Here is a 25,769-nt window from a genome sequence, read left to right as displayed (position 1 = left end):
AGTCGAAGGAGCCACCATGCACTCCCCGTCGAAGCCCGCCCTCGCTGTCGCGGCCGCCGCCGTGACCGTGTCACTGACCGCCTGCGCGACAGGGACCACCACCACCAGCCCGCCCGGGGCGGCCGCGAGCCGGCCTGCGACCCTCACCAGCCTGTCCGGGACCGCCGCGAATCGGCCTGCGGGCGTGACGAGCCTGTCCGGGCGCGTCGCGAACCGGTCTACGGGCGACACGAGCTCGCCCGTGACCGCCGCGAACCCGCTCACGGTCTCCGCCGCCGTCAGGAACGTTCCAAGTACTCCCCCCGCGACGACCGCGCCGCCCGTGGAGATTCCCAGTACGCCTGTCGGCCAGCAGTTGCGCTGGCTGCTCGACGCCCCCGCCAGGGCGCCGATCGGGCAGGCCGAGCTGGCCGAGCACTTCGCCCCGGCGTTCCTGCAGCAGGTCCCCGCGGACAGGATCAACGAGACCCTGGCCGGGCTGCGCGGGATCCAGCCGCAGAAGATCATCGCAGCCGTGCCCACCGTTCTGATCGCGCATGTGGTGGTCGGCACCCAGACGCTCAAGCTGACGCTCTCGGTGGACGCCACGGGCAAGATCAACAGCGCGCAGTTCACCGAACCGGCCACCCCTCAGCCCTCCCCCACGAGCTGGGACGAGCTGGATCAGCGGGCGCGCAAGGCAGCGGCCCGCGTGGGGTTCCTCGCCGCCGAGGTCAAGCGCGATGGCACCTGCCGCCCGGTCCACGCCGTCGCCGGCCGGCAGGCGCGCCCGCTCGGCTCGATGTTCAAGCTGTACGTCCTCGGGGCCGTCGCCAAGAAGATCGAGCAGGGCAGGTTCTCGTGGGACACCGCGATGACGATCAAGCCCGAGTTGAAGAGCCTGCCCAGCGGCCAGCTCCAGGACCGCCCCGACAACAGCCAGGTGCCGGTGCTGGAGGCTGCCAAGATGATGATCTCCATCAGCGACAACACGGGCGCGGACCTGCTGCTCCACCAGGCCGGCCGGACGGCGGTCGAGGAGCGCGTCCGGGCCTGGCGCGGCCAGGTGAAGCGGAACACGCCGTTCCTGACCACCAGGGAGCTGTTCGCGCTCAAGGGCGCCGACTACCCGCGACACTCCAAGGAGTTCCTGTCGCGCGACACGGCCGGGCGGCGGGGCTACCTGTCGGCGGTCGTCGACAAGCTCCCGCTGTCCAGCATCGTCCCGTGGATCGCGCCGCGTGAGCTGGACACCGTGGAGTGGTTCGGCTCCCCGGCCGACATCTGCCGCGCGTACGCGGGACTGGCGAAGAGCCGGGACAAGCGGATCGGCGAGGTGATGTCGCAGAACGACGGCGGGATCAACTTGCCGGCCAAGGAGTGGTCCACCGTCTGGTACAAGGGCGGCTCCGAGCCGGGCGTGCTCGACCTGAGCTACCTGGCCCGCACGCCATCCGGCCGCACCTTCGTGGTCACGGCCCTGGCCTCCGACCCGTCCGCCGCCCTCAAGGAGGACCAGGTGTACGAGGAGCTCGTCGCGCTCTCGCGGGGCGCCTTCGCCTTGCTCAAGTCGTCCTGACCCTGGGCCCTTCGGCGTCCTGAGGCTGGATTTCCGACGGCCGAGTCCGGGCTCCTGGCGGCGGAGTCCGCTCGCCTGGAATAGTTGAATTCTCAACTTGGTTGAGCACAGCAGATTCCGCCGAAGGGAGCCCGACATGCCCGCCGTCACCGTAGAGAACCCGCTCAGCCTGCCCCGCCTGCCGGAGCCGCTGGCCGAGGCGCAGGACCGCAAGGTGCTCGCCGTCGAGACCGCGCCGAGCGGCTTCGAGGGCGAGGGCTTCCCGGTACGCCGGGCCCTGGCCGCGATCAAGCCTGAATACCTCGACCCGTTCGTGATGATGGACCAGATGGGAGAGGTCGACTACGCGGCCGGCGAGCCCAAGGGCACCCCGTGGCACCCACATCGCGGCTTCGAGACCGTCACGTACATGATCGACGGTGTGATGGAGCACCTCGACTCCAACGGAGGCGGCGGCACGATCACGAACGGTGACACCCAGTGGATGACCGCCGGCGCCGGCATCTTGCACAAGGAGGCGCCGCCGGAGTGGCTGGTGCAGCAGGGCGGGCTGTTCCACGGCGTCCAGCTGTGGGTGAACCTGCCGGGCGCCAAGAAGATGATCGCCCCGAAATATCAGGACATCGGAAGCTCCAGCGTCGCGCTGCTCAGCAGCCACGACGGCGGCGCCCTGGTCCGCCTGATCGCGGGCGACCTGGCCGGGAACACCGGACCCGGGAGCACCCAGACGCCGATCACCCTGCTGCACGCCACGATCAGCCCGGGTGCGCGGCTGACCATGCCGTGGCGCAAGGACTTCAACGCCCTCGCCTACGTCCTGTCGGGCCGCGGCACGGTCGGGACCGAGCGGCGCCCGCTGGTCAGCGGCCAGCTGGCCGTGTTCGACGGCTTCGGCGACCGTCCGGGGCTGACCACGTCGGGCGAGACGATCACGCTGTCGGCGAAGGACACGATGGAGGTCATCATTCTCGGCGGTCAGCCGATCGGCGAGCCGGTGGCCCATTACGGCCCGTTCGTCATGAACACCCGCGCCGAGCTGGCCCAGGCTTTCGAGGACTATCAGGCGGGACGCCTGGGCTCCATTCCCGCCGCCTGATTACGAGAATCGCATCGAGCGGCCCGCTGTTAAGCGGGTCCGCTATCGAGTAGGCCGCTGTTGAACGGGCGCTGTTGAGCGCGCCGCCAAGTCATTGGAACTGGGCCGCCGTTATTCACGGCGGCCCATTGTGTTTAAAGGGCGACGCGGCGGTTACGGGCGGACCACCGTCTTCTTCGGCCCGCAGTGGTCGAATTTCACCTTGTACGGCTTGCTCACACAGGCCCAGAGCTCGATCTTGCCGTGCGACATGCGCCTGGTCCGCTGCTCAAGGCAGTCCTGGTTCTTGTAGTAGTTGGCGTACTGATAGGTGTGCCCCTGATACCTGACTTTGGCCATCGCGTAGCGGTGGTCGGCATTCCGGTCGCAGACGATGATTCTCGTGTCGCTCTCCAATTGGGCTTCGGCGAGCACGCCCCCGTGCCCGTCACTCAGGGATGCGCGGGGAATCGCCCGAGCGGTGGCCGAAGCGGCGGTGGTGCCCACGGTGGCGAGCGCCAGTCCGGCGATGGCGGTGACGAGTAGCAGCTTTTTCACAATGCCCCCTGTCGTTTTGCATTTCCGTAGGAAAGACGACGACATCGGCGGCAAAGTTCATAAAAAGTGCGAGCCGATTTCGGCGCGCTCGTCGAGGGCGGCCCATGGCCGGGCGGACCGGCCGGGCGCGACGAGGCGCCCGGGAAGCCCCCGCGATCCCGGCACCAGCCGATCGACAAGTCGTGAAGTACGTACTAATGTGCTGATTCATCATGAAGGACGTACATAAATCAGATTTCGACACTGACCCCGACGGAAGCCTCTTCGATCCCACGACCAGGACCGCCATGCGGCAGTTCACCGGCGGAGGCGACACCGCCGCGCTGGAGGCCGCGGCCGCCGTTCGCACCGCCTTCCACGCCATCGAGCGGATGCGCGCCCATGGCAGCCAGGGCAGGGGGTTGAGTTCCGGCGCGATGGACTTGCTGATGCGGCTCGGCGCCGCCGAGGGAGACGGAGTGAGCATCGGGGAGCTGGCCCAGTCCGCGGGTGTCAGCTCCCGTAACGTGACCGGGCTGGTCGACACGCTGGAGCGTGAGGGTCTGGTGCGGCGGGTCCCCGACCAGCGGGATCGGCGTTCGGTCCTGGCCCAGATCACGACAGAGGGACGGGATTGGATCAAGGCGTTCAGCGAGCCGTCGCAGCGGGCGATGGCGGCGATGTTCAGGGACTTCACAGCCGACGACCTGACCCGGTTCCGGGACCTGTGCCTGCGGGTGGCCGACAATCAGCACCGGCTCGCGCAGTATCTGGAAGGTGCCTCATGAGCGGCGAGAACCGGACGCGTGAGGTCGTACGCGACTACCACGAGGCGCGCTTCCGTGGCGATGTGGCCACGGCCGCCGCGCTCATTGGCGACGGGTTCAGCTTCCGTAGCCCGCTCATGAGCTCCGACGACGCCGCCGGCCACCTGGCCGGGATCACCGGCTTCGTCCAAGTGGTCACCGGCGTCGACCTGATCAGCGAGCTCTACGGCGAGTCGGAGGCCACGCTCGTGTACGACGTGCACACCGCCACGCCGGTGGGCACCCAGCGCACCGCCGAGCACTTCCAGCTCGTCGACGGCCGGATCGTCTCCATCATGCTGATCTTCGACGCCACGCCGTGGCAGCCGATGAGACAGCTGATGGGCTGAGCTCAGCCGTGAGCGGTCAGGGGGACGGCAGGGCGGCGGCGGTCTGGCGCCAGATCCTGCCGTCCTTGATCACTAGCGTGCCGAACGTGGTGACCTTGTTGCCGGCGATGGTCATGAGGGCGTTGTAGAAGATGACGTCGTCCACCGCCTGGACCGACGTGACCTCGACGACCTGCGGCTCGGCGGCCAGATAGGCGCCGAACAGCTCCCGGATCTCCGCCGCACCCCTGGCCACGCGGTCGAAGCGGACGACCATGGCCTCCTCGTGGTACTGCGCCAGCAGGGCCTCCAGGTCCCGGTCCGCGATCGCGGCCAGTTGGCGGTCGAACAGCTCCATCACGGTCATGCCTCTCCTCCGGGCAGGGGACGGCGAAGATCGTAGGCGACCTGCGCTCCGCCGTACAAGAGAATCAAGGGGAGCGCCAGCGCGGCCGGGAGCGCGGAGGTGACGAGCGTGAGCACGGCGGCCGCCACGCGGATGCCGGTCGCGAGCCGGTCGCCGGAGCACAGGTGCTGGAGGCCGAGAGTGACGAACACCACCGCGGCGGGGACTCCGACGGCCCAGCCCGTCCCCGGGTGGGTGATCGCGTGCTCGACACCGATGCCGAACGCGACAAGACCCAGCGACAGCGGCAGATGGGAGTAGACCCAGACCTGTCCGGCCAGCTGAGTACGCAGCACCACGGACTCGTCAATATGCCCGAAATACAGCCACCAGAACGCCATGGCGATCGCGATGCCCGCGAGGGCGATCAGCAGGGTGCCGGGCGTGACCGCGTGGCTCTTCAGCCCGACCACCACCGCGGCGACGACCTCGCCCAGCACGATCACCACGAACAGTCCGAACCGCTCGGGCAGGTGCTCACTCTGCGGCGGCAGCGCGCCCTGGTGCCGCCGCGCCAGGAGCGGCGTGGCCAGGTCGATCACCATGGCGACGGCCCACAGGACATAGCGCAGCGGCGGCTCGACGGCCAGCGACGCCGTCCAGATGACCACCGACACCGTGAACCCGGCCACATAGCTGCTGGTCAGCGGCCGCCCCTCGGGCACATGCCGCCCGGCGCGCAGGTAGGCCACGATGAGCAGGATCCGCACCGCCACATAGGAGAGCGCGAACAACGCGGAACGCTGCCCGATGTCGCCCACGCTCGCGGCCATCGTGCCAATGGCCAGGATTTGGGGTAGTACGAGCAGACGATGGCTCACGTCATCGGTGTCGAACCTGTTCGCGTAGAACACGTACCCCGCCCAGGCCCACCAGATGGGCACGAACAGCCCTATGAACGCCAGAATCCGCCCTGGTTCGGTCCCCTCGGCCAGCACATCGGCCAACTCGGCCACGGCCACCACGAACACCAGGTCATAGAGCAGCTCCAGCCAGGTGGCCCGTCGCTGCACTCCCTCGAACAGCCGTAACCTAGGCGGCTGCCAACTCCTGCTCACCCATACCTCCCACATGTAATCGTGTAATTATGTCGCCCTGGAGGTCTGGTGCGCACGGCATCGGTTGAGTAGGGGGTACTCAGGACGAACCCCATTATCCGGCCTACCTTCACGGAAGGACGGACGATGGGGGGACACCATGCACTTCGTTCCATTAGCGCCGGATGCGCTGGCCAAGCTGGAGACCCGCTTCTACGAGCTGAAGGCGGCCGGGCTCCTGCCCGAGCACCTGACGTTCGAGGACTACTACGCGATGTGGCGTTCCGAGCGGCGTGGGCCGCGCTCGGTGGGCCTGGATGACGGCAACCTCACCCCGCAGGCTCCCGACGTGAGCCTGATCAACCGGCCGCCGAAGAAGCTCAAGGGCGTCATCAAGACGCTGGTGCTGCTGGTCGACTTCGCCGACAAGCCGCACGATCCGGCTCACGACGCGGAGCACTTCAGGCGGCTGCTGTTCGGCACCCAGCCGGGCAGTATGCGCGACTTCTACCGGAAGGTCAGCGGCTTCGGCGACGACCACGGCATCGACGTGCAGGGCGAGGTGTTCGGCTGGTTCCGGCTGCCGGAGACCCTGGCCTTCTACGCCAACAACAAGTCGGGGCTGGACGAGGACCACTTCCCGCGCAACGCCCAAGGTATGGCGCGGGACGCCGTACAGGCCGCCCTGGCGGCGGGTGTCGAGTTCGACCCCTCCTACGACGTACTCGACGAGCACCGGGTCACCGCGCTGTTCGTCGTGCACGCCGGGCCGGGCGCCGAGACCTTCGCCGACGCCGAAGGGCTGCAGTACATCTGGAGCCTGAAGTGGACCGTCGGCGACGAGCCCATCGCGGTCGGGCCCGACCTGGAGGTGAGCACCTTCCTGACCGTGCCCGAGGACTGCAACGTCGGCGTCTGCGCCCACGAGTGGGGGCACCTGGCGGCGCGCTGGGCCGACTACTACGACACCGACCGGGCGCAGACCGGCGCCAAGTCGCACGGGCTGGGCAACTTCTGCCTGATGGCGGCCGGCTCGTGGGGCAACCGCGGCGTCACGCCCGTCTTCCCGACCAGCATGCTGCGGATGTTCCACGACTGGGTCACCCCGCGACTGGTCACCGAGACCACCCACGGCATCACGCTCCGGCCGGTGGCCGAGGGCGGTGACTTCGTCGTCGTCCGTAACGATCGGACGATGAAGGACTCGCAGTACATCGTCGTGGAATACCGCCGCAAGCGGGGCCAGGACGAGTTCCTGCCCGACCAGGGCATCGCGGCCTACGTCGTGGACGAGGCCATTCCCAACGTCGACGACGAGCGGCGGCTGGCGATCGAGCTGATGCAGGCCGACGGCCTGCGCCAACTCGCCCAGATCGGCAGCCTGGGAAACAGGGGCGACGCCAACGATCTGTATCCCTCACTGGGCAACACGAGCATCGGCCGGGACACCAGGCCCCCGCTCGATCTGCCCGGGGGCGGATGGACCGGCGTGACCATCGAAGTCTCCGGCACACCGGGCGACGATGAGATGACGATCGACGTCGTGGTCAGCTCATAAGGGCAGTCCATGACGGGGACTACGGCAGATGCTGGGCGAGTGCCGCGACCGCCCAGCATCTGCCGTAACTGGCTCTATCTCGTCGCACACGCCGACCGCGGTCCGCCATTCTCTCGTCGTACGGGCTGACCGCGGTCGACGAAACTCCCGTCGCACGCGCTGACAGCGATCCACGAACCTCTCGTCATACGTGCTGCCACCGGTCTGCGAATGGGCCCTGCGGGCGGCCAAGAGTGCGCGCGTCACGGCGCCCAGCCACGTAAACCGCAGGAGCGTGCCCCTGGACGGAGCCCAGGTGGGACGATGGGTGGGGTGGGTGTGGCCGGCCGTAAAAAATCGCCCGTAAAAATCGCCCGTAAAGACGCTCAGTTCAGTGTGAGGCAGGCGATGCGCGGGGCGGGCTGCTCGGAGGGGGTGGTCGGCCTGGCGTGGAGGACCAGGGAGTGGGGCACTTCGCCACCCGTCAGCGGCCAGTCGTGGCGGGCGGTGGCGCGCCCGGCGCCGGAGCCGTCCGTCTTCAGGTCCAGCCACACCTCGCTGGTGGCGTCGGCTCGGCCGGCTATGTGCTGGAAGTGCGCCCCCGCGTCGGCGGGGCCCTTTCCGCAGGGCGCGACATGGAGGTGGGCGCCGTATCGATGGTTGGGCACCAGGCCCTCCACCACCAACGAGGTCACCGTCTTACCGCCCGTGGACTCGGCGGTCACGCTCGCCTGAGCCCCCTTGGGCACCAGCTTGCGGTTGTAGACGATGGCCATCGTGGTGCGCGGCTTGAACACCCCGGCGCCCGTGAGCGTGGTGGGCGCCGCGGCGGCGTCGGAGCTGTGGACGGCGTTTCCCACGGGCGCTTCGGCCTCGGGATCGGCCGGGCTCTGCGCACAGCCCGCGACCGCCAGAGCGAGCAGCAACGCGGCCGAACGCACCCTCAGCGGGCGAACGCGCGGGGCGGTGGACTGCTCCACGATGACGAAGTCGGGGTATCCAGGACTCAGTTGGGCACGCGCCCTCTGTGACCGGACGGACGCGGGCATCCGTTGTGCGATGGCGGGCGTGGGCAGGCGCATGGGAACCCCCAAAGCGATGACGAGCCCTGGCCAGGCTCACGGGGCCACCACTCTAACCAGTAACCGACCCACTACGCACCGTGTTTGGCGGCGATCCCGTCGATGAGTCCGGCCAGGGTGAAGTCGTTCTCCGTGAGCCGCCCCTTGTCGTGGGTGGTCAGCGAGAGGTGCAGTTTGCGCCACCGGATGTCGATGTCGGGATGGTGGTTCATCTCTTCGGCCTGGACCGCGATCTCGTCGACGATCCGGATGGCCGTGGGGAAGTCGGGCGCGGTGATCGTGCGCCGGATCTCCTCGCCCTCCCTACGCCATTTGGGCAGGTCGTTGAGCTTGCTGTCGACGTCCATAAGCTCACGTTACTTCAGCGCCCCCGCGCCGAGGCCGGACTGGATCTGGCGCTGGAAGATGATGTAGACGATCATCACCGGAATGATCGCCATGCTGAGGGCGGCGAACAGGCTCGGCCAGTCCGCCTCGTACCCGGCGATGGTGGAGATGTCGGCGATGCCCTGGGTGATGACCCACTTGTCCTTGTCGTCCGTGAGCAGGACCAGAGGCAGCAGGTATTGGTTCCATTGGCCGAGCACGTTGAAGATGGTGATGCTGATCAGGCCGGGCTTGGCCATGGGGAGCATGATCTGGAAGAACGTGCGGGTGTGGGAGGCGCCGTCGATCGCCGCCGCTTCGGCCACGGTGTCCGGCAATGTACGGAAAAATGCGGCCAAGAAGAAGACCGTGAACGGCAGCGAGTACGCGATGTAGACCAGGATGAGCCCGATGTGGGAGTTCAGCAGCCCGAGCTGGAGGACGACGAAGAACAGCGGCCCCAGCGCCAGGAAGATCGGGAACGCCATCCCCGCCACGAAGAAGTAGTAAATCACCCTGTTGCCGAAAAACTGGTAGCGCGCCAGCACATACGCCGCCATAGAGCCGAACAGCATCGTCCCCAAAGTGCTGAAAAATACGACGACAACGGTGTTGAGCATGTACTGCCCCACATGGGCCTTGTCCCAGGCCCTCCCCCAGGCGTCGAGCCGCAACTGACCGGGCAGCTGAAGCGCGTCCCCGAAGATCTCCGTGTTGTTCTTGAACGACGCGAGGAACGTCCAGAGCAGCGGCAGGATGATCAGCAGCGCCCAGATGAAGAGCGCCAGATGAGAAAGGCCGCCAAGGACCCCGAGCCGGGGTCTGGCCGGACGAGGCGTGGCCATGCGAGAGGAGGTCGATGTCATGTCAGAGCTCGATCCTCTCGCGCCGCGTGGTGCGCAAGGTCAGCACCGCGAACGTCACGGTGAGAAAGAACAGCACGACCCCCATCGCCGAGGCGTAACCGACCTTGGAATAGGTGAACGCGGTCTTCCATATCTCCACGGGCAGCACGGTCGTGGCCCCGTCGGGCTCTCCTTTGTCCCCGGCGAGTACGAGGATCAGCGCGAACCCGTCGAACGCCGCGATCCCCAAATACACCCAGCCCACCTGGATGGTGTCGCGCAGCAGCGGCAGCGTTATCGAGAAGAACAGCCGCGCCCGCCCGGCCCCGTCGAGCGCCGCCGCCTCGAAATAGTCCTTCGGAATGGCGGCCATTCCCGCCGAGAAGAGCACCACGTAGAATCCGACGGCCTGCCAGATCATCACCGCCAGAATCGCCCAGAGGGCCAGGTTCGGCTCGACGAGCCAGCCGACGGGATCAAGGCCCAGCTTGACCAGGACTCCGTTGATCACGCCGCTCTCGTCGGGCCGGTAGACCGCCTTGAACAGCACCCCGACCACGGCCACGGCGAGCACCTGGGGGAAGAAGAACACCACCCGATAGAACCTCGACCCCCAGATCCCCTTCATTCCCGCGCCGCGCGTTCCCCCGCCCAGGTTCAGCAGGAACGCGAAGAACAACGCGATGGCGACCGTCACGAGCGGTAGCACGAGCAGCAGGATTCCGTGATTGCGCAGGGCCCGCCAGAAGACCTCGTCCCCGAATAACCGGGTGAAGTTGTCCAGCCCGATGTAGTGCAGCCTCGACTTGTAGCCGTTCCAGTCCGTCAGGGAGATCTGGAACGCCTGGATGTAGGGGCTGATCACGAACACCGAGTAGAGAGCGACAGGAACGGCGAGAAACGCGGCGACGAACCCGTACTTGCGCAACCGCTCCATGGGCTAGTTGCTCCGCGTCTGCTTGACGACGGACGAGTCCTTCTTGATGGCGTCCGCCTTCTTCTGCATGTTCTGGCAGAACTTCTCGGGCGTGATGCGCCCGGCCATGACCACGTTTATCTGCTGGGTGCCGTAGTCGAACAACTCCTTGTACCAGCCCTCGAAACGGGCGTCGGTGATGATGTTCTGGCCGGCGGCGTCCTGTGCCTTGGCCGCGCTCTTGAGGCCCGGGGTGAGATCCAGTCCCTCGGCCGCGCCGTTGACCACGGTGAGGTTCAGCGTCTTCTCGGTGAAGCCCTTGGCCCCTTCCTTCGACAGCATGATGCGGAGATACTCCAGGCCGCCCTGCGGGTTCTTGCCTTTGGCGGAGACGAAGAAGTTCTCGCCGACCCCCACCTGGATGGCCCCGTACGGCATCTTGTCGGCGGCGGTGACGTCGGGGATCGGGGCGATGGCGTACTCGAAGTCCTTGGGCTTGTCCTTGGCCATCTCGTTCTCGATCCACGAGCCGACCGGGTAGAAGAGCAGCTTGTTCTGGAGCTGCTTGACCTGGGTCTGGGTGTGGTCGAGGCCGAAGTACGCCTTGTCGCCATAAAGCGTCTGGATCTCCACCCAGGCGGTCACCGACTGCTTCACCGGCTCGGCGTTCCAGGCGTTGTCGACCAGGTTGTCGATGTCGATGAGGACCTGGTTGCCGCCGATCTTGGCGGCCGTGTAGAGGGCGTTCCAGAGCTGGTAGTACGGGCCCTTCTGTCCGGGATAGGCGAACAGCAGGATGCCCTCCTTCTTCGCCGTGTCGCCGAGCGCCTTGAACTCCGCCCACGTCTTCGGAAGCGCCCACCCCTTGGCCGCGAAGAGCTTGGCGTTGTACCAGAGCGCGCGGTGGGAGACGGTGTAGTTGAGGACCAGGTCCTTGTCGTCGATCTTCGCGTTGTCCAGTACGGCCGGCGTCACGGTGTCGCGGACCTTCTTGGACGGGTCGTCCAAGGACGGCGCGTCGAACAGCGCGGTCAGGTCGGCCAGCTGGCCCTCGCCGGCCATGGCGGCCAGGTCGAGTGCCTCGGGGCCCGAGTTGTTGACCACGTCGGGCACGTCGCCGCTGACGAAGCGCGGGCGCAGCTGGGTGCCGATCTGCTGGGTCGCGTTGTGCTTGACCGTCGCGCCGGGGAACCTCTTCTCGTACATCTTCTCGTGCAGGTCCTTGGCGTACGCGTCGCCGTAGCCGCCGCTGAAGATCGTGACCTCCAGCGGCTTCTTGGCGTCGACGCCGAAGGGGTTCTTCGGGTCGGCGGAGACGGCGATCGAGCCGGTCGGCGTCGCGGTGGGCTCGTCGCCGGCGCCACTGGTGGCGCAGGCGCTCAGCAGGCCCGCGCCGGGGCCGGCGACGAACGCGGTCATGCCGATTCGGCGCAGCAGCTGACGCCGAGTGATCTCTCCCGGGTGGGTCATGGGGGGCTCCTGAAGAGGACGAATTAGGAAAGTTTCCTAACCGTTTGCCCGAAGGTACGAACGGCCGGGCGCACCCGTCAAGGGGCGCAATCGAGCCGTAACACCTTTGCCACGATCCTTTGCCGTGAACCTTCCGCAGAAAGGACACTAGATGCCTGCCGCCCAAACGGCCACCCACCGTCAACCCGAAGCGCTCTCGGGTCCCGTCAGCCGAAGTGCGCCCTGGTCTCGGCGAAGGCCAGGTCGGTGCCCTCCAGGGCTCGGGCCACGTCCTCCTCTGTGTGCGCGGCCGACATGAACCAGTTGTGCCACGGGTGGATGTACACACCGTGCCGCAGGCAGGCGTCGCTCCAGTACATGGCGGTCGACAGGTCGGCGTCGCCGTCGAAGCTCAGCCACGGGATCGTCACAGGTCCGGTCTGGTTCACCACGAACCCGTGCGCCTTGGCCTGCCCATACAGCCCGTCACGCAGCCGCGTCCCGGCCCGCTCCATGGCCGCGATGCCGTCGGTGTCGCGCAGCGTCTCGATCGTCGCCTTCGCCGCCGCCATCGCCACGGCCGAGAACCAGAACGAACCCGTCGAATACAGCGTCTGAGCCGGTCCGCGCAGCGCGTCCGTGCCGGTCACGGCGGCTATGGCGTAGCCGTTCGCCATGGCCTTGGACCACGCCGTCAGGTCCGGCCGTACGCCATAGGGCTCCCACGACCCCCGCAGGTCGATCCTGAACCCCGCCCGGACGTCGTCGATCACCAGCGCGGCCCCGATCCGGTCGGCCAGCGCCCGCGCGGCCCGCGCGAAAGCGGGCTCCACCAGCTCCTGGTCCTCGAAGGAGTCGTGCTTGAACGGCGTCACGATGATCGCCGCGACCTCCCCCTCGACTGTGGCGGCCGCGGCCTCCAGCGACTCGATCGAGTTGTAGTCGAACTCCACCAGGTCGGCCCGCTCGTTCGGCGTCGTCCCGGCCAGCGACGGCGTGCACCAGGGGTCGGCCCCGTGGTAGGCGCCGTGGGCCATCAGCACCTTCGTCCGGCCGGTGGCCGCTCTGGCGACCATGAGGGCCTGGGTGGTGGCGTCGGTGCCGTTCTTGGAGAACATCGCCCAGTCGGCGCTGGGCACGGTGTCGACCAGCAGCTCGGCCAGCTCGACCATGATCGGCCCCGGCCCGTTGAGGCAGTCGCCGAGAGCCAGTTGCTTGGCGGCCGCCTCCTCCACGCGCGGGTGCCGGTGCCCGAGCACCACCGGGCCCCAGCTGCACATGAAGTCGATGTACTCGCGGCCGTCCACGTCCCACTGGCGGCACCCTTCGCCCCGCTCGAAGAACTGCGGGTATCCGGGGGCGAAGATCGCGGCGTTGAGGTGCCCGTACATGCCGCCGGGCACGACCTTCAACGCCCGCTGACGAAGCTCAGCGTCTGTCATCTGAAATCCCTCTCCAAGTTCCACGGGTCGAACACAGCAGCCGGCGTTGTCATGTCAGGAGGGCGAGGGTGGATTCGAGGTCGGTGAGGCCCGCGTCCGAGCCGAGTCCGGTGGCGACCTGGGCGGCGGCGGCCGTGCCCCAGCGGGCGGCGCCCACCACGTCCTGTCCGTGCAGCAGCCCGGTGATGAACCCGGCGCAGTACGCGTCCCCGCAGCCGGTCGTGTCGCTGACCTCGACCTTCAGCGCGGGCACCTGCTCGATCCCCGCCTCGGTCACCACCAGGCTTCCCTCGGCTCCCATCGTGACGAGCACCCCGCGCGGCCCTTCCCCCAGCAACGCCAGGGCCGCCGCCGACACCTCCGCCACGGAAGGCGACGAAGCCGACGGAGGCGAATCGCCCTCGGCGGCGGAGGTGTCTCCCGCCGACGCGCCCGAGCCCGTGTCGGAGCCGGCGGTGAGGCCGGCTGCCATGAGGAGCGCCTGGGAGTCGTTCGGGAGGACATAGTCCACGTGCGGGAGGAATGCCCGCGCCATCCCCAGCAAGTCCGGCATTTCCGACAACAGGTCCATCGTCACGATCACCCCGGCCGCCCGGAGTGAGTCCAGCAGCGCGAAGAACGCCGGATCCCCCAGCCCGAACGTCACATCCATCCCGCCCAGATGGACGGCCCGCACACCACGCAGCCGCGCCTCGTCCAGGTCCGCCGTCGTGACCCCGAGGTTCGCCCCGGGGACGTGGAAGCTGGGGCGCCCGCCGTCGGGCCTGATCGGCAGGATCGAGGCCGCCGTCTGCTCGCCGGACTTGCGGGTGAGCAGGGAGACGTCCACGCCACGCTTGGCCATCACCGCCACCAGGAAGTCCCCGAGCTCGTCGTCCCCGATCGCGCCCATGGAGACGACCTCGTTGCCCAGTTTGACTAGGTCGACCGCCGTCCCGGCCGCGGATCCGGCGGCGGTCAGCCGAATCTGGTCCACCAGGGCGGTGTCCTGCCCTTCCGGGATGTACGAGACGGGCCTGGCGAGGATGTCGACGATGTGCACGCCGATCGTGGCGACGGTCATGGGTCTAAATAGACAGACGTCCGAATAAAAAGTCAATATGCTCAGGACAGCACCGAAGAAGGGGGCCACCGGATGCCGAAGATCGTTGACCATGACGAGCGCAGGCGCGAGGTGCTCTCAGCCGCCCGCCGGGTGATCGTCAGGGACGGCATCGACGCCGCCACGACCCGGGCCATCGCCAAGGAGGCGGGCTACTCCAACGGCGTGCTGGCGCACTACTTCGCCGACAAGGACGAGATCCTGCTGTCGGCGCTGCGGCAGTCCCACCAGCGCATCCGCGAGCGCCTGACGCGCAAGATCGAGGGCGCCACCGGCCTGGCCGCCCTGCGCGAGCTGCTGCTGGACAACCTGCCCCTCGACGCGGAGCGTACCCAGGAGACGCGTCTAGAGGTCAGTTTCTGGAGCCGCAGTCTGGCCTCGGAGCGGCTCGCCGAGGTCCAGCGCGCCGAGGCCGCCGAGCTCCGCGGCGCCGTACGGACAGTGCTCGGCGAGGCTCGGGCGGCGGGCGAACTCACCAGCGACGAGAACCTCGACGACATCACGGAGCGCCTGCTGGCGCTGGTCGACGGGCTCAGCCTGCACCTGCTGCTCTATCCCGGCCGCCTTGCCCGCGTGGACCTGGAGCGCCTGATGCTCGCCACTCTCGACCATCTGTGATGGTCTTTTAAGACCTTCCATCCTGTACGGCAAGCCGCCCCACCCGCCAACCGCCGCACGTGGCGGGCGTCTGTCCAGGGAGACGCCCGCTGACCGGGCGCAACGTCCCGCCGCAACGGCGCCTCGTCGGCCGATTCAGCCCTCATCCTCGGCCGGTGCCGAACACCCTGGCATTGCCGCATTTCGGACGACCGACTACATTGCTCCGCCATGAGCCTCCGCGAGCAGCTGTGCGAGTACGGGCAGAGAGCCGTCGAGCAAGGCCTGGTCATCGGCACGTCGGGCAACCTGAGCGTCCGTCAGGGCGAACTGGTCGCGGTCACCCCGTCCGGAGTCGCGCTCGACCGGCTGACACCGGAGATGTGCCCGATCGTGGACATCGAGGGGTACCTGGTCGAGGGCGACCTGCAGCCGTCCTCGGAGACCCCGATGCACCTGGCCGTCTACGAGACCACCGGCGCGCAGGCCATCGTCCACACGCACTCGGTGTTCGGGACCGTCGTGGCCACCACGATGACCGAGCTGCCGCCGGTCCACTACAACGCGCTGCTGCTGGGCGGGGTGGTGCGGGTGGCCGAGTACGCGACGTACGGGACGCCGGAGCTGGCGGCCAACGTCCGGGCGGCGCTGGACGGCAAGCAGGCGGCGCTCATGGCCAACCACGGCGGCGTCACCATCGGCGCCACGCTTGAGCAGGCCTTCGAGGCCACCCGGTTACTCGAATGGCTGTGTGAGGTGTACGTGCGGGGGTTGAGCGTCGGCAAGCCCACGATCCTGACCGACGAGCAGCTCGCGGCCGTGATAGACCGCTCGCTCAACCCACCGGCCTTCCCCCGCCGCACCACCTGAGGGGGCTACAGGTGGGCCGCCTGTTCCGCCAAGCCCAGCGGCAGGCCGCCCGAGCCCGCGATCTTGTCGTGGAACGACTTCAGCGGCCCGTCGTACGACTCCCTGATCCGGTCGATCTCGATCGCGCCCGTCAGGTAGGACGGCGCCTGCGTGGGCCAGGCGCAGTAGCGGTTGACCTCTCCCTGCGCCGTTCCGGGCGACAGTGACGCCTTCGTCGCCATGAACGTCTCCGCCTCCTCGATCGACATGTCCGCGCAGTGCAGCGCCGTGTCCACCACGATGCGGGCCGCGCGGAAGATGCGGCAGTCCAGGTGCGCCAGTTCGGTGGCGAGCGTGTCGAAGTAGCCCTGCTCGTGCAGCACCTTCTCGACGTAGAGGGCCCAGCCCTCGGTGAAGTACGGGGTGCGGAACACGTTGCGCACGGTCCGGGTGTTGCTCGCCATGTGCGACAGGTGCCAGTGGTGGCCGGGATAGGCCTCGTGGACGGCGATCGACGGCATCTGGGCCCGCGAGTTCGTCCGCAGGCGCTGCCGTACCTGCTCTTCGGTGAAGCCGTCAGGCGTGTACGGCACGAAGAACACGCCGGTACGCGAGCTGCTCAGCGGCGGCGGCGCCAGGTAGTGGGCCACGGCCAGGATCGGCCTGGTGTATTCGGCCGAGGGCAGCACCAGGCACTCCTCCCCCTCGGGGAAGGTCACCAGGTCGCGTTCCCTGACGAACTCGCGGGCCCGGTGGGTCTCGGCCTCGTACTCGGCCCGCATGTCGGCCAGCGTGGCGGGATGGTCGTCCATCAGGGACTCCATCGCGGCGCGCCAGTCCTCGGTGCCGTTGAGCCGCTTGGTGACCTCGCGCATCCGCGCGTCCAGCGACGCCCAGGCCGCCTCGCCCTTTTCGTGCAGTTCGGCGGCGCCGTACCCGAGCAGTTCGCGCTCGCGCAGCAGCGTCGAGTAGAGCCGCTCGCCCATCCGCCAGGTGCCGCCGCACTTGAACTCTTCGAGGAAGATGACGAAGGCATCGAAAGCGGCGGCGGCCGGCTCGGCGGCGGACGCGAGCCGCGCGCGCAGCTCCGGGTCTGTCACCATCGACGGAATGGTCTTGGTGAGGAAGTTGCGCCCGGTGCGCGCCTGCCCGAGGCCGCGCTGGACGAGCAGCGGCGCCGCGAGCTCGGCGTCGAGGTTGGCCCGGCAGGCGGCCAGCACGTCCGGCACCTCGGCCAGCCGGGAGAGGGCGGCGGCCACCAGCTCGGGCTCGGGCTTGAGCCGCCGCTGGAACGGCGTGAACATGGAGGTGAAGATCGCCGACAGGTAGACGGCCGGGTCGCGCCGCCACTCCGGCCAGGAGGCGAGGGCGATGGAACCCCTCAGCTGAGACAGGACGAGATCCCTGTCGATCGCGTCGTCCGGTGTCGGCGTCTCCAGTCTGGAGAGCCGGTCCAGCCAGACGATCTCTTCCCGTTCACGGGCGGCGAAGGCGGCGGCGGTGAAGTCACCGAGCGTGTGATCGTAGCCGTCGGCTCCCAGGGTGCTGGCGACGACGGGACGACCGGAAAAGTACCACTTGAGAAACTCGTCCACGTCCGCACAATATCCTGGGCATATGCCCCTACAGATCACCGGCGCGCTCGGCAACCCCGACCTGATCCGCCTGCCCTGGGAGGTCCCTCTCGCCGACTGGCCGACGCACCACATGGTCGACCTGCCTCGCGGTATCTCGCGGCACGTGGTGCGGTTCGTGCGGCTGTCCGGCAACGTGTACGCGATCAAGGAGATCAGCGAGCGGTACGCCCGGCGGGAGTACCAGCTGCTGTGGGACCTGGCCAGGCTCGACGCGCCGTCGGTCGAGCCGATCGCCTACGTCACCGGCCGGGATGAGGGGCTCGACGCGGCGTTGATCACCCGGCACCTGCAGTTCTCGCTCCCGTACCGCGCGGTCATGTCAGGCACGCTGCGCCCAGACACGCTCACCCGGCTGCTGGACGCGCTGGCCGTGCTGCTGGTGCGGCTGCACCTGATCGGCTTCTACTGGGGCGACTGCTCGCTGTCGAACACGCTGTTCCGCAGGGACGCGGGCGCCTTCGCCGCCTACCTCGTGGACGCGGAGACCGGGGAGATGCACCCGATGATCAGCGAGGGCCAGCGGCTCGGCGACATCGAGACCGCGCACATGAATATCTTCGGCGAGATGCTCGACCTAGAGGCGGGCGGGCTGCTGCACCCGTCGATCGACCCCATGGACACCGCCGAGGACATCGTGACCCGTTACCACCGGCTGTGGAACGAGATCACCCAGGACGAGATCATCGAGGAGGTCGACTGGCACCGGGTGGAGCAGCGGATCAGGCGGCTCAACCTGCTGGGCTTCGACGTCGCCGAGATGATGGTGCGGCGCAAGGTCGGCACCGGGCGGCTCATCGTCCGGCCCAAGGTGGTCGACTCGGGGCACCACCAGCGGCGGCTGCTCCGGCTCACCGGGCTCGACGTCGAGGAGAACCAGGCCAGGCGGCTGCTGAACGACCTCGACGGGTTCCGGGTCGCCAAGGGCCTGCGGCACGAGGACGAGGCGATCGTGGCGCACCGGTGGCTGGCCGAGGTGTTCCAGCCGACGGTCGAGGGCATTCCGGCCCGGCTGCGCGGGAAGCTGGAGCCCGCGCAGCTGTTCCACGAGGTGCTGGACCACCGGTGGTACCTGTCGGAGGCGGCCGGGGCCGACGTGGGCATCGCGGCCGCCGTGAAGTCGTACGTGGACAAGGTGCTCGTCCACAAGCCCGACGAGAAGGCCCTCCTGCCCGAGGAGCCGGGCGGCCTCCTGGAGGAGGCGGACGACCTGCTTGAGGAGCCGACTCCTTGAGGAATCGGACCTTAAGGGATCGGACCTTAAGGAGTCGGACGGAGTTCAGTAGGCGACCGTGATGCGCCGGCGCGGGTGCTCGCCCTTCTCCACCTCGTCGGCGATCGCGATCGCGTAGTCCTCGGCGGAGATGCGGCTGTTGCCCTCGGCGTCCGCGAGAAGCTGGTCGCCGCCGACACGAAAGTGTCCGGTGCGCTCTCCGGGCGCGATCTCCGCGGCCGGGGAGACGTAGGTCCAGTCGAGGTCGTCGACCTCGCGATAGAGGCCGAGAGCGCTCCGCTGGGCCAGCGCTTCCTTCTTGTACATCTCCGGGAAGCCGGGCGTGTCGACCAGGTCGACACCGGGCGCCACCTCCAGGCCGCCGGCGCCGCCGACGACGACGAGCCGCCTGACCCCGGCGGCGCGGACGCCGTCGATGAGGGCGCGATGGGCGTCGAGGAACGGCCCCTCGGGCTCGCTCCCGTCGCGGGGCGGAGCGATCGCGCAGATCACGGCGTCGTGGCCGCGGCCCAGCGTGGCGGCGTCACGCACATCTCCCTTGACCGGCCCCGACCTGCTGACACCGGTCACCTCGTGGCCGCGGGCCGCCAGTTCGGCGGCGATGCGCTGACCGACCATGCCGGTCGCGCCAAAGAGAAGAATCTTCATATTCTCCAGAGTATCCATTGGATACTGGCGAGCTGGGCCGAGAATAATGTGAGCGATACTCTTAAATGTCGCAAGCAATACCCCTAATCAGGAAATCTCCGTCGCGGTTAGGTTTTTCTCCACCTTGGCCGTAGACATCTTCAACCTCATACATATCTCGCTTTATCCGATCACCCGGCCGCCATCCGCCGCTCCTACGCTGTCCCAGTCCTCATGACGGCGTGGGAGGGTCACGTGCTGGGACTGGATGACTGCCTGACCGAGGTCATGGCGATACCAGGGGCGCTGGACGCGATGCTGGTGGACCAGACGAGCGGCATGGCCGTGGCCATCAGCGGACCGCCGCAAGGCGTGGACGCCGAGAGCTCCGCCGCCGCCCTGACGGAGACACTGCGCGCGACCATGGACGGTCTGGCCCGCTCCTGCCCGGGTGAAACCATCCGTATCGACGACATGCTGGTCACTACCGACAAAGGCCATCATTTACTGAGATTCCTTGAAACGGTATTCGAGGGGCCGCTCGTCATTTACCTGCGCCTCGACCTGGAACGGTCGAATCTCGCCCTGGCGCGATACCGCCTGCTGAACATCTCCCGCCAATTGCTCACCTGAGCCATGGCACCGCTGGACACGCTTCTGGCCGGCCTAGCCCGTGAACGGGCCACGGGCGCCCTCCGTGTGGGCCGGGCCGGGACGATCTTCCTCAGCGAGGGCCGGGTCACGTACATGGAGTGCGCCCAGACCCCCGGCGTCGAACGGCTGCTGGCGGCGCGCGGGCGGCTGCCGGAGACCGCGCTGCGCCGGCTGCAGGCCGACGGAGGCTGCGCGCGCCTGCTGGAGGAGGGGCCCGTCACGCTGGGCGAGCTGCAGTACTGCGTGCTCGGGGCCGTCCTGGACGCCGCGTTCTTCCTGCTGCCGGCCGGCGGGTCGCGGCCGAAGTTCCGGCCGGGCGAGCAGCACTGGCTGGGCGGGCAGTGGTTATTCGACGTGGCGGGCCTGATGCGGGAGTGCGCGCGCCGCCGCGCCTATCTCGCGCAGATCTGGCCGTCCGCCCAGCTGGACGCGGCTCCGGTACGGCCGGCGCGGTGGCTGCCGGGCAGCGGGGTGACTCTGGACTCGGTCCAGTGGGAGGTCGTCACCGGGGCCGGGGCCGAGGCTACACCGCTCGACCTGGCCAAGCGGATCGGCAGGTCCGGCTATTCGGTGTTGCTGGCCGTACGGAGGATGGCGGCGGCCGGGCTGCTGGCACCGCCCGTGGAGACGACCACCACGCGCGCCCCGGAGGAGAGCGCGACGAAGACCGGTGAGCACAGGGCGAAGGCCGCCGCAGGCGGGCAGGGGGCGCTGCCGCAGCGGGGGCGCGTGGCCGCCGATCAACGGCCGCCGCACGATCCCCGCGCCCCGGGCCTGCCGCTCGGCCCGCCGGTCACGGCGGACCCCACGGACCTGGCCCTGCTGATGCGCCTGAAGAAGGCACTGGAGGAGCTGACATGAGGTTCCCCCGCCCGCAAAGGAGGCCACCGGTGGAGCTGCGTGAAGAGGTGCTCAGGGAGATGGTTCTCCTGCGCGAGCGCACTCCGGACATCAGCGGGAGCGTCGCCTGCACGGTCGACGGCATGAGCATCGCCTGCGACAACGCCGACGGCAGTGGCGAGCAGGTCGCCGCACTGTCCGCGGCGCTGCTCGCGCTGAGCAGGCGAATGACGATCATGACGGGCCAGGGCGTACTGGAGGAGACGCTCATCTCCGGCACCGCCGGCTTCGCCGCCTTCTACGCGGCGGGCCCCACCATCGTCCTCGCAGTCCTGGCTGAGCCCGGCACCAATCTCGGGCTGCTCCGGCTGGAGGGGCGCAAGACGGCGGCCAGCGTGGCCGCCATCTCAGCACGGATCCACTGAGCTTGAACGGAGGAAGGCATGGCCAGCATGGACGTCTCTCTCAAGGAGATGATGACGATCGACGGCTCCATCGGCGCGGTGATCGTCGATCACGGCAGCGGCATGGCGCTGGGGGCACTCGGCGGCTCCAAGGACCTGGATCTCCAGGTCGCCGCGGCGGGGAACACGGAGGTGGTCAAGGCCAAGCTGCGCACGATGGACTCGCTGGGGCTCAAGGACTCCATCGAGGACATCCTGATCACGCTAGGCGGCCAGTACCACATCATCCGGCCGATCACCGGCCGCGGCGGCAAGGGGCTCTTCCTCTATCTCGCCCTGGACCGGGCACGGGCCAACCTGGCACTGGCCCGGCACCAGCTCCGCGGGATCGAGGAGAAGCTGGAGATCTGAGAGACCCGGTGGCTCGCGTCCGGGCGCGGCGGACACGAGCCACCGACCTCCACCGATCCCTGACCAGCCTGGTCCTTGAACAGCCCGGTCCTTGAACGACCGACCCCTGACCGGCCTGATCCTTGGTACGTCAGCTCGTGGTGAGCTTGGTGATGGCGCCGACGATGTCCGGCCAGAGCGGCCGGGGCAGGTCGTGGCCCATACCGGGGAACGTCAGCAGCGTGGCGCCCGGAATCGCCGCCGCCGTGGCGTGGCCGGCGGCGACCGGAACGAGAGCGTCGGCCTCGCCATGGATGACCAGGGCGGGGATCCCCAGCGTGCCGAGCCGCTCCGTGCGGTCACCGGAGGCCATGATCGCGGCCAGCTGCCGGGTCGTGCCCGGCGGGTCGAAGCACCGGTCGTACGCCTGGCCGGACAGCCGGAGGATGCGTTCCCGGTCCATGTCGAAGCCTGGCGAGCCGATCACCGCCCAGGTCCTCAGGGACTGGGCGAGCACGGCGTCCCGATCGGTCGGGGGCGCGGCGAGCAGCACCGCGCTGGCCTCCGGCGTGGGCGGGGCCACGTCCGGACCGGGAGTCGACATGATCGAGGTAAGGGTCAGCACCCGTTCGGGGTGCCGGATGGCGAGCGTCTGGGCGATCATCCCGCCCATCGAGGCGCCCACGACGTGGGCGGCGGGCCAGCCGAGGACGTCCATCAGCCCGGCCGCGTCGTCGGCCATGTCATCCAGCAGATACGAAGAGGACGTCCCCAGTGTGGGAACGCCCTCGTCGTGCAGGTGCGTGGAGAGTCCGGAGTCACGGTTGTCGAATCTGACGACGTGATGGCCCTGCTCCGCCAGGAGCTCGCAGAGCTCGTCGTCCCAGTGGATGAGCTGGGCGCCGAGCCCCATGATGAGGAGCAGGGGACGTCCGCCGGGCGAGCCGAAGGACTCGTACGCGATCTCGATGCCGTTCGCGGCTGCAAGCGTGGTCACGAGGTCAGAATGACATTCTGTTTCCCGCGACGCAAAGACCGTCAGCTCCGAAATCGACGACCATCAAGGCCGTCGGCTCCGGACCTGACGACCGTCAGCAAGACCGTCTTCGGACCTAACGGCCGTCAGCGCCGGACGAGCTTGCGGATCCGCTCGCGGCCGACCGTCGAGCCGCCGAACATCGCCAGCGCGACCGCCGCGGCGGCGCCACCGATGGCGTTCGACTCGACAACCTTGTTCTCAGCCTTGTCCTCGGCCTTGCCAGCCTTCTTGGCAGCCACCGGCACGGCCTTGGCCGGAGCGGGCTTGACCGCGGCGGGCTTGTCGCCCTCGGCCACGATCTTCGGGGGCTTGGCGGGGTTGTGGTCCACTACGGCGTACGCACCGGTGGAGAAGGGCTGCGGGTAGTTCTTCTTGCCCGGGCCACTGCCCCACTTGGTGATGACGTAGTCGATCTTGATGTGGCCCGCGCCACCGTTGCCGTCCACGCCCAGCGTGCTGGAGTTGAAGCTGCCACCGGTCAGGGCGGCGAAAGTCTTGGCGTCGAGGTCGAGCATGACGCCGCTGGAGGACGGCACGCCCGGGCCGCGGTCGCCGACGAAGAAGGGCATCTTCTTGCCCTTGTAGACGACGTAGCCCTCGGTCATGAGCGGCCAGCTCGGGCTGGCGGCGAGCCCCTTCTGCATGGGCTTGCCACTGGCCGGCAGCCCGGTGTCCCCGGCGCGGCCGGAGGAGTCGTCCCAGAAGTAGGACGCGGTGGTCTTGCCCTTGAGCAGGACCTTCTTGTCGCTGCCGGTGTCGGCGTGTGCGGCGGTGCCTGCGCCGATGGAGATCGCACCGACGACGGCGGCGGTGAGCATGGCAGATCGAACAGACATGAAGTAGCAAAGTCCTTTATACGGGAACAAGGGGATTGCGCTCGCGAAAGGTGGGCGTAGCCGGGCAAAACGCCAAACGGGCGCTACGCGGAGCGTGGAAGAGCGGGGGGAAGGTGCCGGTCAGTCAGCGGACGACAACACGCGGGCTGGCGGCACGACGCGGGGGTTACGCATGCGGTAGGTGTCCTCTCCATCTCGCCTACCGGGTTAGCTGACGGGTTCGGACGTGGAGATGCCCTACCGACCGCGGTCGGATTCACCCCTAAGGAACATTGGTTCCCCGGTTCCCGCGAGCGGGATTCGGCGCCTGCCGGTTGGTACTCCCCTGTTGAAGCCCCAAAGTCACCGGCTGGTAACTCCATGAACTATAGGTACCGAACCGGACAAAGGCAAACATAAGCCCATGAAACGGGCGAAGATCTACCTAGAGGGTCAAGAAAAAAGGGGGTACGGCATGCCGTACCCCCAGAAAAGCTCAGGTCAACCGCCGCTCTTCCGCCTGAAAGAACGCTTGCTGGCGGCGGGCCCGTGAGCGCCGTGAATCTTGGAAGGGTCGTTGCCCCTGCCACCCGCGCTCGAGTCGGCATGCTGGTTACGCTTGCGCTCCAGCGCCTCGCGGAACTTGCGCTTCATCTCGTCCTCGGGAGTTTCGTCGACTTCCGGCTCCGGTGTTTCCGCCATGAGGACCTCCTGGTGTTGGGGACAAGGACAGCTTCGCATGACGGCGCTCAGGACGCGAAACTGGCCTCGACCTTGGGCTGGGGGGTTTCCCGGTCGATACGCGTACCGGGCATGGCGATCAGGGCGACCAGCGCCACGAGGGCGCCCGCGACCCCCAGCGAGGGGATGACCAGGGCCGCTGCCGAGGCGTGCGCGGCGGCCAGCCCGTGCAGCGGCGTCTCGGTGGCGATGACGGAGGTGTAGGCGGTGCCGGCCAGCGCCAGGGCGACCGAGCCGCCGATCTGGCGGAAGAACGTCAGGTTGGCCGAGGCCGTACCCATGTACTGGGGCGGCACCGAGTCCGACACGGCCACGGTCAGGCCGGAGAGCATCGGGCCCATGCCGAGACCGATCAGCGCCATCCACCCGACGAGCACCCAGGGCGGCGTGTCCAGCGTCAGACCGGCGCACAGCAGCGTGCCCACGACCAGCAGGAACGGCGCCGCCACCAGCCACGGCTTGTAGACGCGCGTCCGGCTGATCAGCGCGCCCACGACCATGCTGCCCACCACCATGGCCAGGGTCAGCGGGTAGATCCGCAGCCCCGACTCGGTGGCGCTGGCGCCGAGCGCCTCCTGGAAGTAGCGCGGCAGGAACACCACACCGGCGAACATGCAGAAGGCGGTGAAGAAGGAGGTCACGTTGACCAGCGTGTACGTACGGTTCCGGAACAGGTGCATGGGCACGATGGGCGCCTCGGCCCGCAACTCCACCACCACGAACACCACGAGCGACACCAGAGCCAGCACGATCGGCCCGATCACCGGCACGCTGGTCCACGTGTGGCCGTCGAGTCCCTTCTCGGTCAGGCCGATGAGCAGCGCGCTGATGGCCACCGTGAAGACCCCGATGCCCAGGTAGTCGGGCCGCCCGCCGCCGTGCCCCGGCAGTCGCGGCAGACGCAGCACGATGATCGCGATCAGCGCCAGGCCGATCGGCACGTTCACATAAAAGGCCCAGCGCCAGCTCGCGTGGTCGGTGAAGAGCCCGCCCAGGAACGGCCCGGCGAGGTAGCTGAGCGCCATCACCCCGCCCATCGCGCCCTGCACCCGCGCCCCGCCCTTCTCCGGCGGGAACAGTTCGAGCACCAGGGCGATCGACAACGGCAGCAGCGCGCCCGCGCCCAAGCCCTGCAACGCGCGGAACAGGATGAGCTGCGTCATGTCCTGCGCCACCCCGCACAACGCCGAGCCCAGGAGGAACACGGACATGCCGATCAACAGCAGCGGCTTCCTGCCGTGCTGGTCCGACAGCCTTCCATAGAGGGGCACGGTAACGGTCGAGGTCAGCAGGTAGGCCGTGACGACCCAGGTGTAGAGATCGACGCCGCCCAGCTCCGTGATGATCCGCGGCAGGGCCGTACCGACGATCGTCTGGTCGAGCATTCCCAAGAACATGCCGCCGAGCACGGCGACCAGCAGGAGGCCATCGCCTCCGCGCTTCCTGTCAGTATTCACA

At 68.3% G+C, this 25,769-nt stretch carries 28 protein-coding genes and 1 riboswitch; of the genes, 12 read left to right on the top strand and 16 right to left on the bottom strand.

From position 1 onward, the window contains the following. Positions 1 to 16 precede the first annotated feature (16 nt). Both AB0J16_RS17785 and AB0J16_RS17780 read left to right on the top strand, forming a co-directional pair. Entirely contained in the window at positions 17 to 1,558 is a 1,542-nt protein-coding gene (locus AB0J16_RS17785; RefSeq protein ID WP_358540218.1) for a serine hydrolase, read from the top strand. Between the two features lie 136 nt (positions 1,559 to 1,694). Beyond that, entirely contained in the window at positions 1,695 to 2,654 is a 960-nt protein-coding gene (locus AB0J16_RS17780; protein ID WP_358540216.1) for a pirin family protein, read from the top strand. Between the two features lie 153 nt (positions 2,655 to 2,807). Here the strand turns inward: AB0J16_RS17780 and AB0J16_RS17775 are convergent, their stop codons facing one another. Beyond that, positions 2,808 to 3,191 carry a hypothetical protein gene (locus tag AB0J16_RS17775; RefSeq protein ID WP_358178222.1) on the bottom strand — a complete coding sequence of 128 codons (384 nt, stop codon included), beginning with the start codon at positions 3,189 to 3,191 and terminating at the stop codon, positions 2,808 to 2,810. 212 nt (positions 3,192 to 3,403) lie between these two features. Between AB0J16_RS17775 and AB0J16_RS17770 the strand changes: the two genes are divergently transcribed. Together AB0J16_RS17770 and AB0J16_RS17765 are read left to right on the top strand one after the other, a co-directional pair. Then, positions 3,404 to 3,958: a MarR family transcriptional regulator gene (locus AB0J16_RS17770; protein ID WP_358540213.1), complete on the top strand. Its 555-nt coding sequence runs from the start codon at positions 3,404 to 3,406 to the stop codon at positions 3,956 to 3,958. Further along, positions 3,955 to 4,326: a hypothetical protein gene (locus tag AB0J16_RS17765; protein ID WP_358540211.1), complete on the top strand. Its 372-nt coding sequence runs from the start codon at positions 3,955 to 3,957 to the stop codon at positions 4,324 to 4,326. The genes AB0J16_RS17770 and AB0J16_RS17765 overlap by 4 nt, the downstream gene beginning before the upstream one ends. 16 nt (positions 4,327 to 4,342) lie before the next feature. On the opposite strand, the gene AB0J16_RS17760 is transcribed toward AB0J16_RS17765, so the two are convergent. Both AB0J16_RS17760 and AB0J16_RS17755 read right to left on the bottom strand, forming a co-directional pair. After that, positions 4,343 to 4,672, bottom strand: a complete 330-nt coding sequence (locus tag AB0J16_RS17760) for a nuclear transport factor 2 family protein (protein WP_358540209.1) — start codon at positions 4,670 to 4,672, stop codon at positions 4,343 to 4,345. Next, positions 4,669 to 5,769 carry a low temperature requirement protein A gene (locus AB0J16_RS17755; protein WP_358540207.1) on the bottom strand — a complete coding sequence of 367 codons (1,101 nt, stop codon included), beginning with the start codon at positions 5,767 to 5,769 and terminating at the stop codon, positions 4,669 to 4,671. The genes AB0J16_RS17760 and AB0J16_RS17755 overlap by 4 nt, the downstream gene beginning before the upstream one ends. Positions 5,770 to 5,908: 139 nt before the next feature. Between AB0J16_RS17755 and AB0J16_RS17750 the strand changes: the two genes are divergently transcribed. Continuing rightward, positions 5,909 to 7,306 carry a M6 family metalloprotease domain-containing protein gene (locus AB0J16_RS17750; RefSeq protein WP_358540204.1) on the top strand — a complete coding sequence of 466 codons (1,398 nt, stop codon included), beginning with the start codon at positions 5,909 to 5,911 and terminating at the stop codon, positions 7,304 to 7,306. A gap of 365 nt (positions 7,307 to 7,671) precedes the next feature. Here the strand turns inward: AB0J16_RS17750 and AB0J16_RS17745 are convergent, their stop codons facing one another. The 7 genes from AB0J16_RS17745 to AB0J16_RS17715 all read right to left on the bottom strand — a co-directional run bounded on the left by AB0J16_RS17745 (position 7,672) and on the right by AB0J16_RS17715 (position 14,448). Beyond that, on the bottom strand, positions 7,672 to 8,367 hold the full coding sequence (locus AB0J16_RS17745) for a hypothetical protein (protein WP_358540202.1): 696 nt from the start codon (positions 8,365 to 8,367) through the stop codon (positions 7,672 to 7,674). 71 nt (positions 8,368 to 8,438) lie between these two features. Further along, positions 8,439 to 8,714, bottom strand: a complete 276-nt coding sequence (locus AB0J16_RS17740) for a 4a-hydroxytetrahydrobiopterin dehydratase (protein WP_358540199.1) — start codon at positions 8,712 to 8,714, stop codon at positions 8,439 to 8,441. 9 nt (positions 8,715 to 8,723) lie between these two features. Then, on the bottom strand, positions 8,724 to 9,599 hold the full coding sequence (locus AB0J16_RS17735; protein WP_358540196.1) for a carbohydrate ABC transporter permease: 876 nt from the start codon (positions 9,597 to 9,599) through the stop codon (positions 8,724 to 8,726). 1 nt (position 9,600) lies between these two features. Continuing rightward, positions 9,601 to 10,515: a sugar ABC transporter permease gene (locus AB0J16_RS17730; protein WP_358540193.1), complete on the bottom strand. Its 915-nt coding sequence runs from the start codon at positions 10,513 to 10,515 to the stop codon at positions 9,601 to 9,603. Positions 10,516 to 10,518: 3 nt separating this feature from the next. Further along, on the bottom strand, positions 10,519 to 11,964 hold the full coding sequence (ngcE, locus tag AB0J16_RS17725) for an N-acetylglucosamine/diacetylchitobiose ABC transporter substrate-binding protein (RefSeq protein ID WP_358540191.1): 1,446 nt from the start codon (positions 11,962 to 11,964) through the stop codon (positions 10,519 to 10,521). A 206-nt stretch (positions 11,965 to 12,170) separates the two neighbouring features. Further along, the gene (locus tag AB0J16_RS17720) at positions 12,171 to 13,385 is read right to left on the bottom strand and encodes an aminotransferase class III-fold pyridoxal phosphate-dependent enzyme (protein ID WP_358540188.1); all 1,215 of its coding nucleotides are present in this window, start codon (positions 13,383 to 13,385) and stop codon (positions 12,171 to 12,173) included. Positions 13,386 to 13,434: 49 nt separating this feature from the next. After that, the gene (locus AB0J16_RS17715) at positions 13,435 to 14,448 is read right to left on the bottom strand and encodes a PfkB family carbohydrate kinase (protein WP_358540186.1); all 1,014 of its coding nucleotides are present in this window, start codon (positions 14,446 to 14,448) and stop codon (positions 13,435 to 13,437) included. 72 nt (positions 14,449 to 14,520) lie between these two features. On the opposite strand from AB0J16_RS17715, the gene AB0J16_RS17710 reads away from it, so the two are divergent. Then, positions 14,521 to 15,105 (top strand): TetR/AcrR family transcriptional regulator, encoded by a 585-nt coding sequence (locus tag AB0J16_RS17710; protein WP_358540183.1) that lies wholly within the window; start codon positions 14,521 to 14,523, stop codon positions 15,103 to 15,105. A 210-nt stretch (positions 15,106 to 15,315) separates the two neighbouring features. Further along, a complete protein-coding gene (locus tag AB0J16_RS17705) occupies positions 15,316 to 15,954 on the top strand; it encodes a class II aldolase/adducin family protein (RefSeq protein ID WP_358540181.1) in 639 nt (212 codons plus the stop codon). A 5-nt stretch (positions 15,955 to 15,959) separates the two neighbouring features. Here AB0J16_RS17705 and AB0J16_RS17700 read toward each other — a convergent pair whose 3' ends face one another. Then, entirely contained in the window at positions 15,960 to 17,528 is a 1,569-nt protein-coding gene (locus tag AB0J16_RS17700) for a DUF885 domain-containing protein (RefSeq protein WP_358540178.1), read from the bottom strand. Positions 17,529 to 17,550: 22 nt separating this feature from the next. On the opposite strand from AB0J16_RS17700, the gene AB0J16_RS17695 reads away from it, so the two are divergent. Beyond that, on the top strand, positions 17,551 to 18,801 hold the full coding sequence (locus tag AB0J16_RS17695) for a DUF4032 domain-containing protein (RefSeq protein ID WP_358540175.1): 1,251 nt from the start codon (positions 17,551 to 17,553) through the stop codon (positions 18,799 to 18,801). A gap of 45 nt (positions 18,802 to 18,846) precedes the next feature. Here the strand turns inward: AB0J16_RS17695 and AB0J16_RS17690 are convergent, their stop codons facing one another. Further along, complete coding sequence (locus AB0J16_RS17690; RefSeq protein WP_358428364.1) at positions 18,847 to 19,449, bottom strand: NAD(P)-dependent oxidoreductase; 603 nt, start codon at positions 19,447 to 19,449, stop codon at positions 18,847 to 18,849. Between the two features lie 234 nt (positions 19,450 to 19,683). Here AB0J16_RS17690 and AB0J16_RS17685 point away from each other — a divergent pair, with 234 nt between their 5' ends. The 4 genes from AB0J16_RS17685 to AB0J16_RS17670 are packed head-to-tail and all read left to right on the top strand — an operon-like array spanning position 19,684 to position 21,737. Next, positions 19,684 to 20,061, top strand: a complete 378-nt coding sequence (locus AB0J16_RS17685) for a roadblock/LC7 domain-containing protein (RefSeq protein ID WP_357644054.1) — start codon at positions 19,684 to 19,686, stop codon at positions 20,059 to 20,061. Positions 20,062 to 20,064: 3 nt separating this feature from the next. After that, the gene (locus AB0J16_RS17680; protein WP_358540172.1) at positions 20,065 to 20,943 is read left to right on the top strand and encodes a hypothetical protein; all 879 of its coding nucleotides are present in this window, start codon (positions 20,065 to 20,067) and stop codon (positions 20,941 to 20,943) included. Between the two features lie 29 nt (positions 20,944 to 20,972). Then, positions 20,973 to 21,347 carry a roadblock/LC7 domain-containing protein gene (locus AB0J16_RS17675; RefSeq protein WP_225292286.1) on the top strand — a complete coding sequence of 125 codons (375 nt, stop codon included), beginning with the start codon at positions 20,973 to 20,975 and terminating at the stop codon, positions 21,345 to 21,347. Between the two features lie 18 nt (positions 21,348 to 21,365). Continuing rightward, the gene (locus AB0J16_RS17670; protein ID WP_358540169.1) at positions 21,366 to 21,737 is read left to right on the top strand and encodes a hypothetical protein; all 372 of its coding nucleotides are present in this window, start codon (positions 21,366 to 21,368) and stop codon (positions 21,735 to 21,737) included. A 130-nt stretch (positions 21,738 to 21,867) separates the two neighbouring features. On the opposite strand, the gene AB0J16_RS17665 is transcribed toward AB0J16_RS17670, so the two are convergent. The 4 genes from AB0J16_RS17665 to AB0J16_RS17650 form a co-directional block, all read right to left on the bottom strand. After that, a complete protein-coding gene (locus tag AB0J16_RS17665; RefSeq protein WP_358540166.1) occupies positions 21,868 to 22,713 on the bottom strand; it encodes an alpha/beta hydrolase in 846 nt (281 codons plus the stop codon). 125 nt (positions 22,714 to 22,838) lie between these two features. After that, positions 22,839 to 23,591 (bottom strand): hypothetical protein, encoded by a 753-nt coding sequence (locus tag AB0J16_RS17660; RefSeq protein WP_358540163.1) that lies wholly within the window; start codon positions 23,589 to 23,591, stop codon positions 22,839 to 22,841. A gap of 181 nt (positions 23,592 to 23,772) precedes the next feature. Next, a riboswitch (cyclic di-AMP (ydaO/yuaA leader) is annotated at positions 23,773 to 23,907 on the bottom strand. Between the two features lie 164 nt (positions 23,908 to 24,071). Further along, a complete protein-coding gene (locus tag AB0J16_RS17655; protein ID WP_357644044.1) occupies positions 24,072 to 24,272 on the bottom strand; it encodes a DUF5302 domain-containing protein in 201 nt (66 codons plus the stop codon). A 47-nt stretch (positions 24,273 to 24,319) separates the two neighbouring features. Next, positions 24,320 to 25,768: an MDR family MFS transporter gene (locus tag AB0J16_RS17650; RefSeq protein WP_358540161.1), complete on the bottom strand. Its 1,449-nt coding sequence runs from the start codon at positions 25,766 to 25,768 to the stop codon at positions 24,320 to 24,322. Between the last annotated feature and the right edge of the window lies 1 nt (position 25,769).

The sequence above is a fragment of the Nonomuraea sp. NPDC049750 genome (assembly GCF_040659625.1).
Classification (GTDB): Bacteria; Actinomycetota; Actinomycetes; order Streptosporangiales; family Streptosporangiaceae; genus Nonomuraea.
The sequence above is the reverse complement of the archived record's forward strand: the minus strand, read 5'-3'. Positions and strand labels throughout refer to the sequence as shown.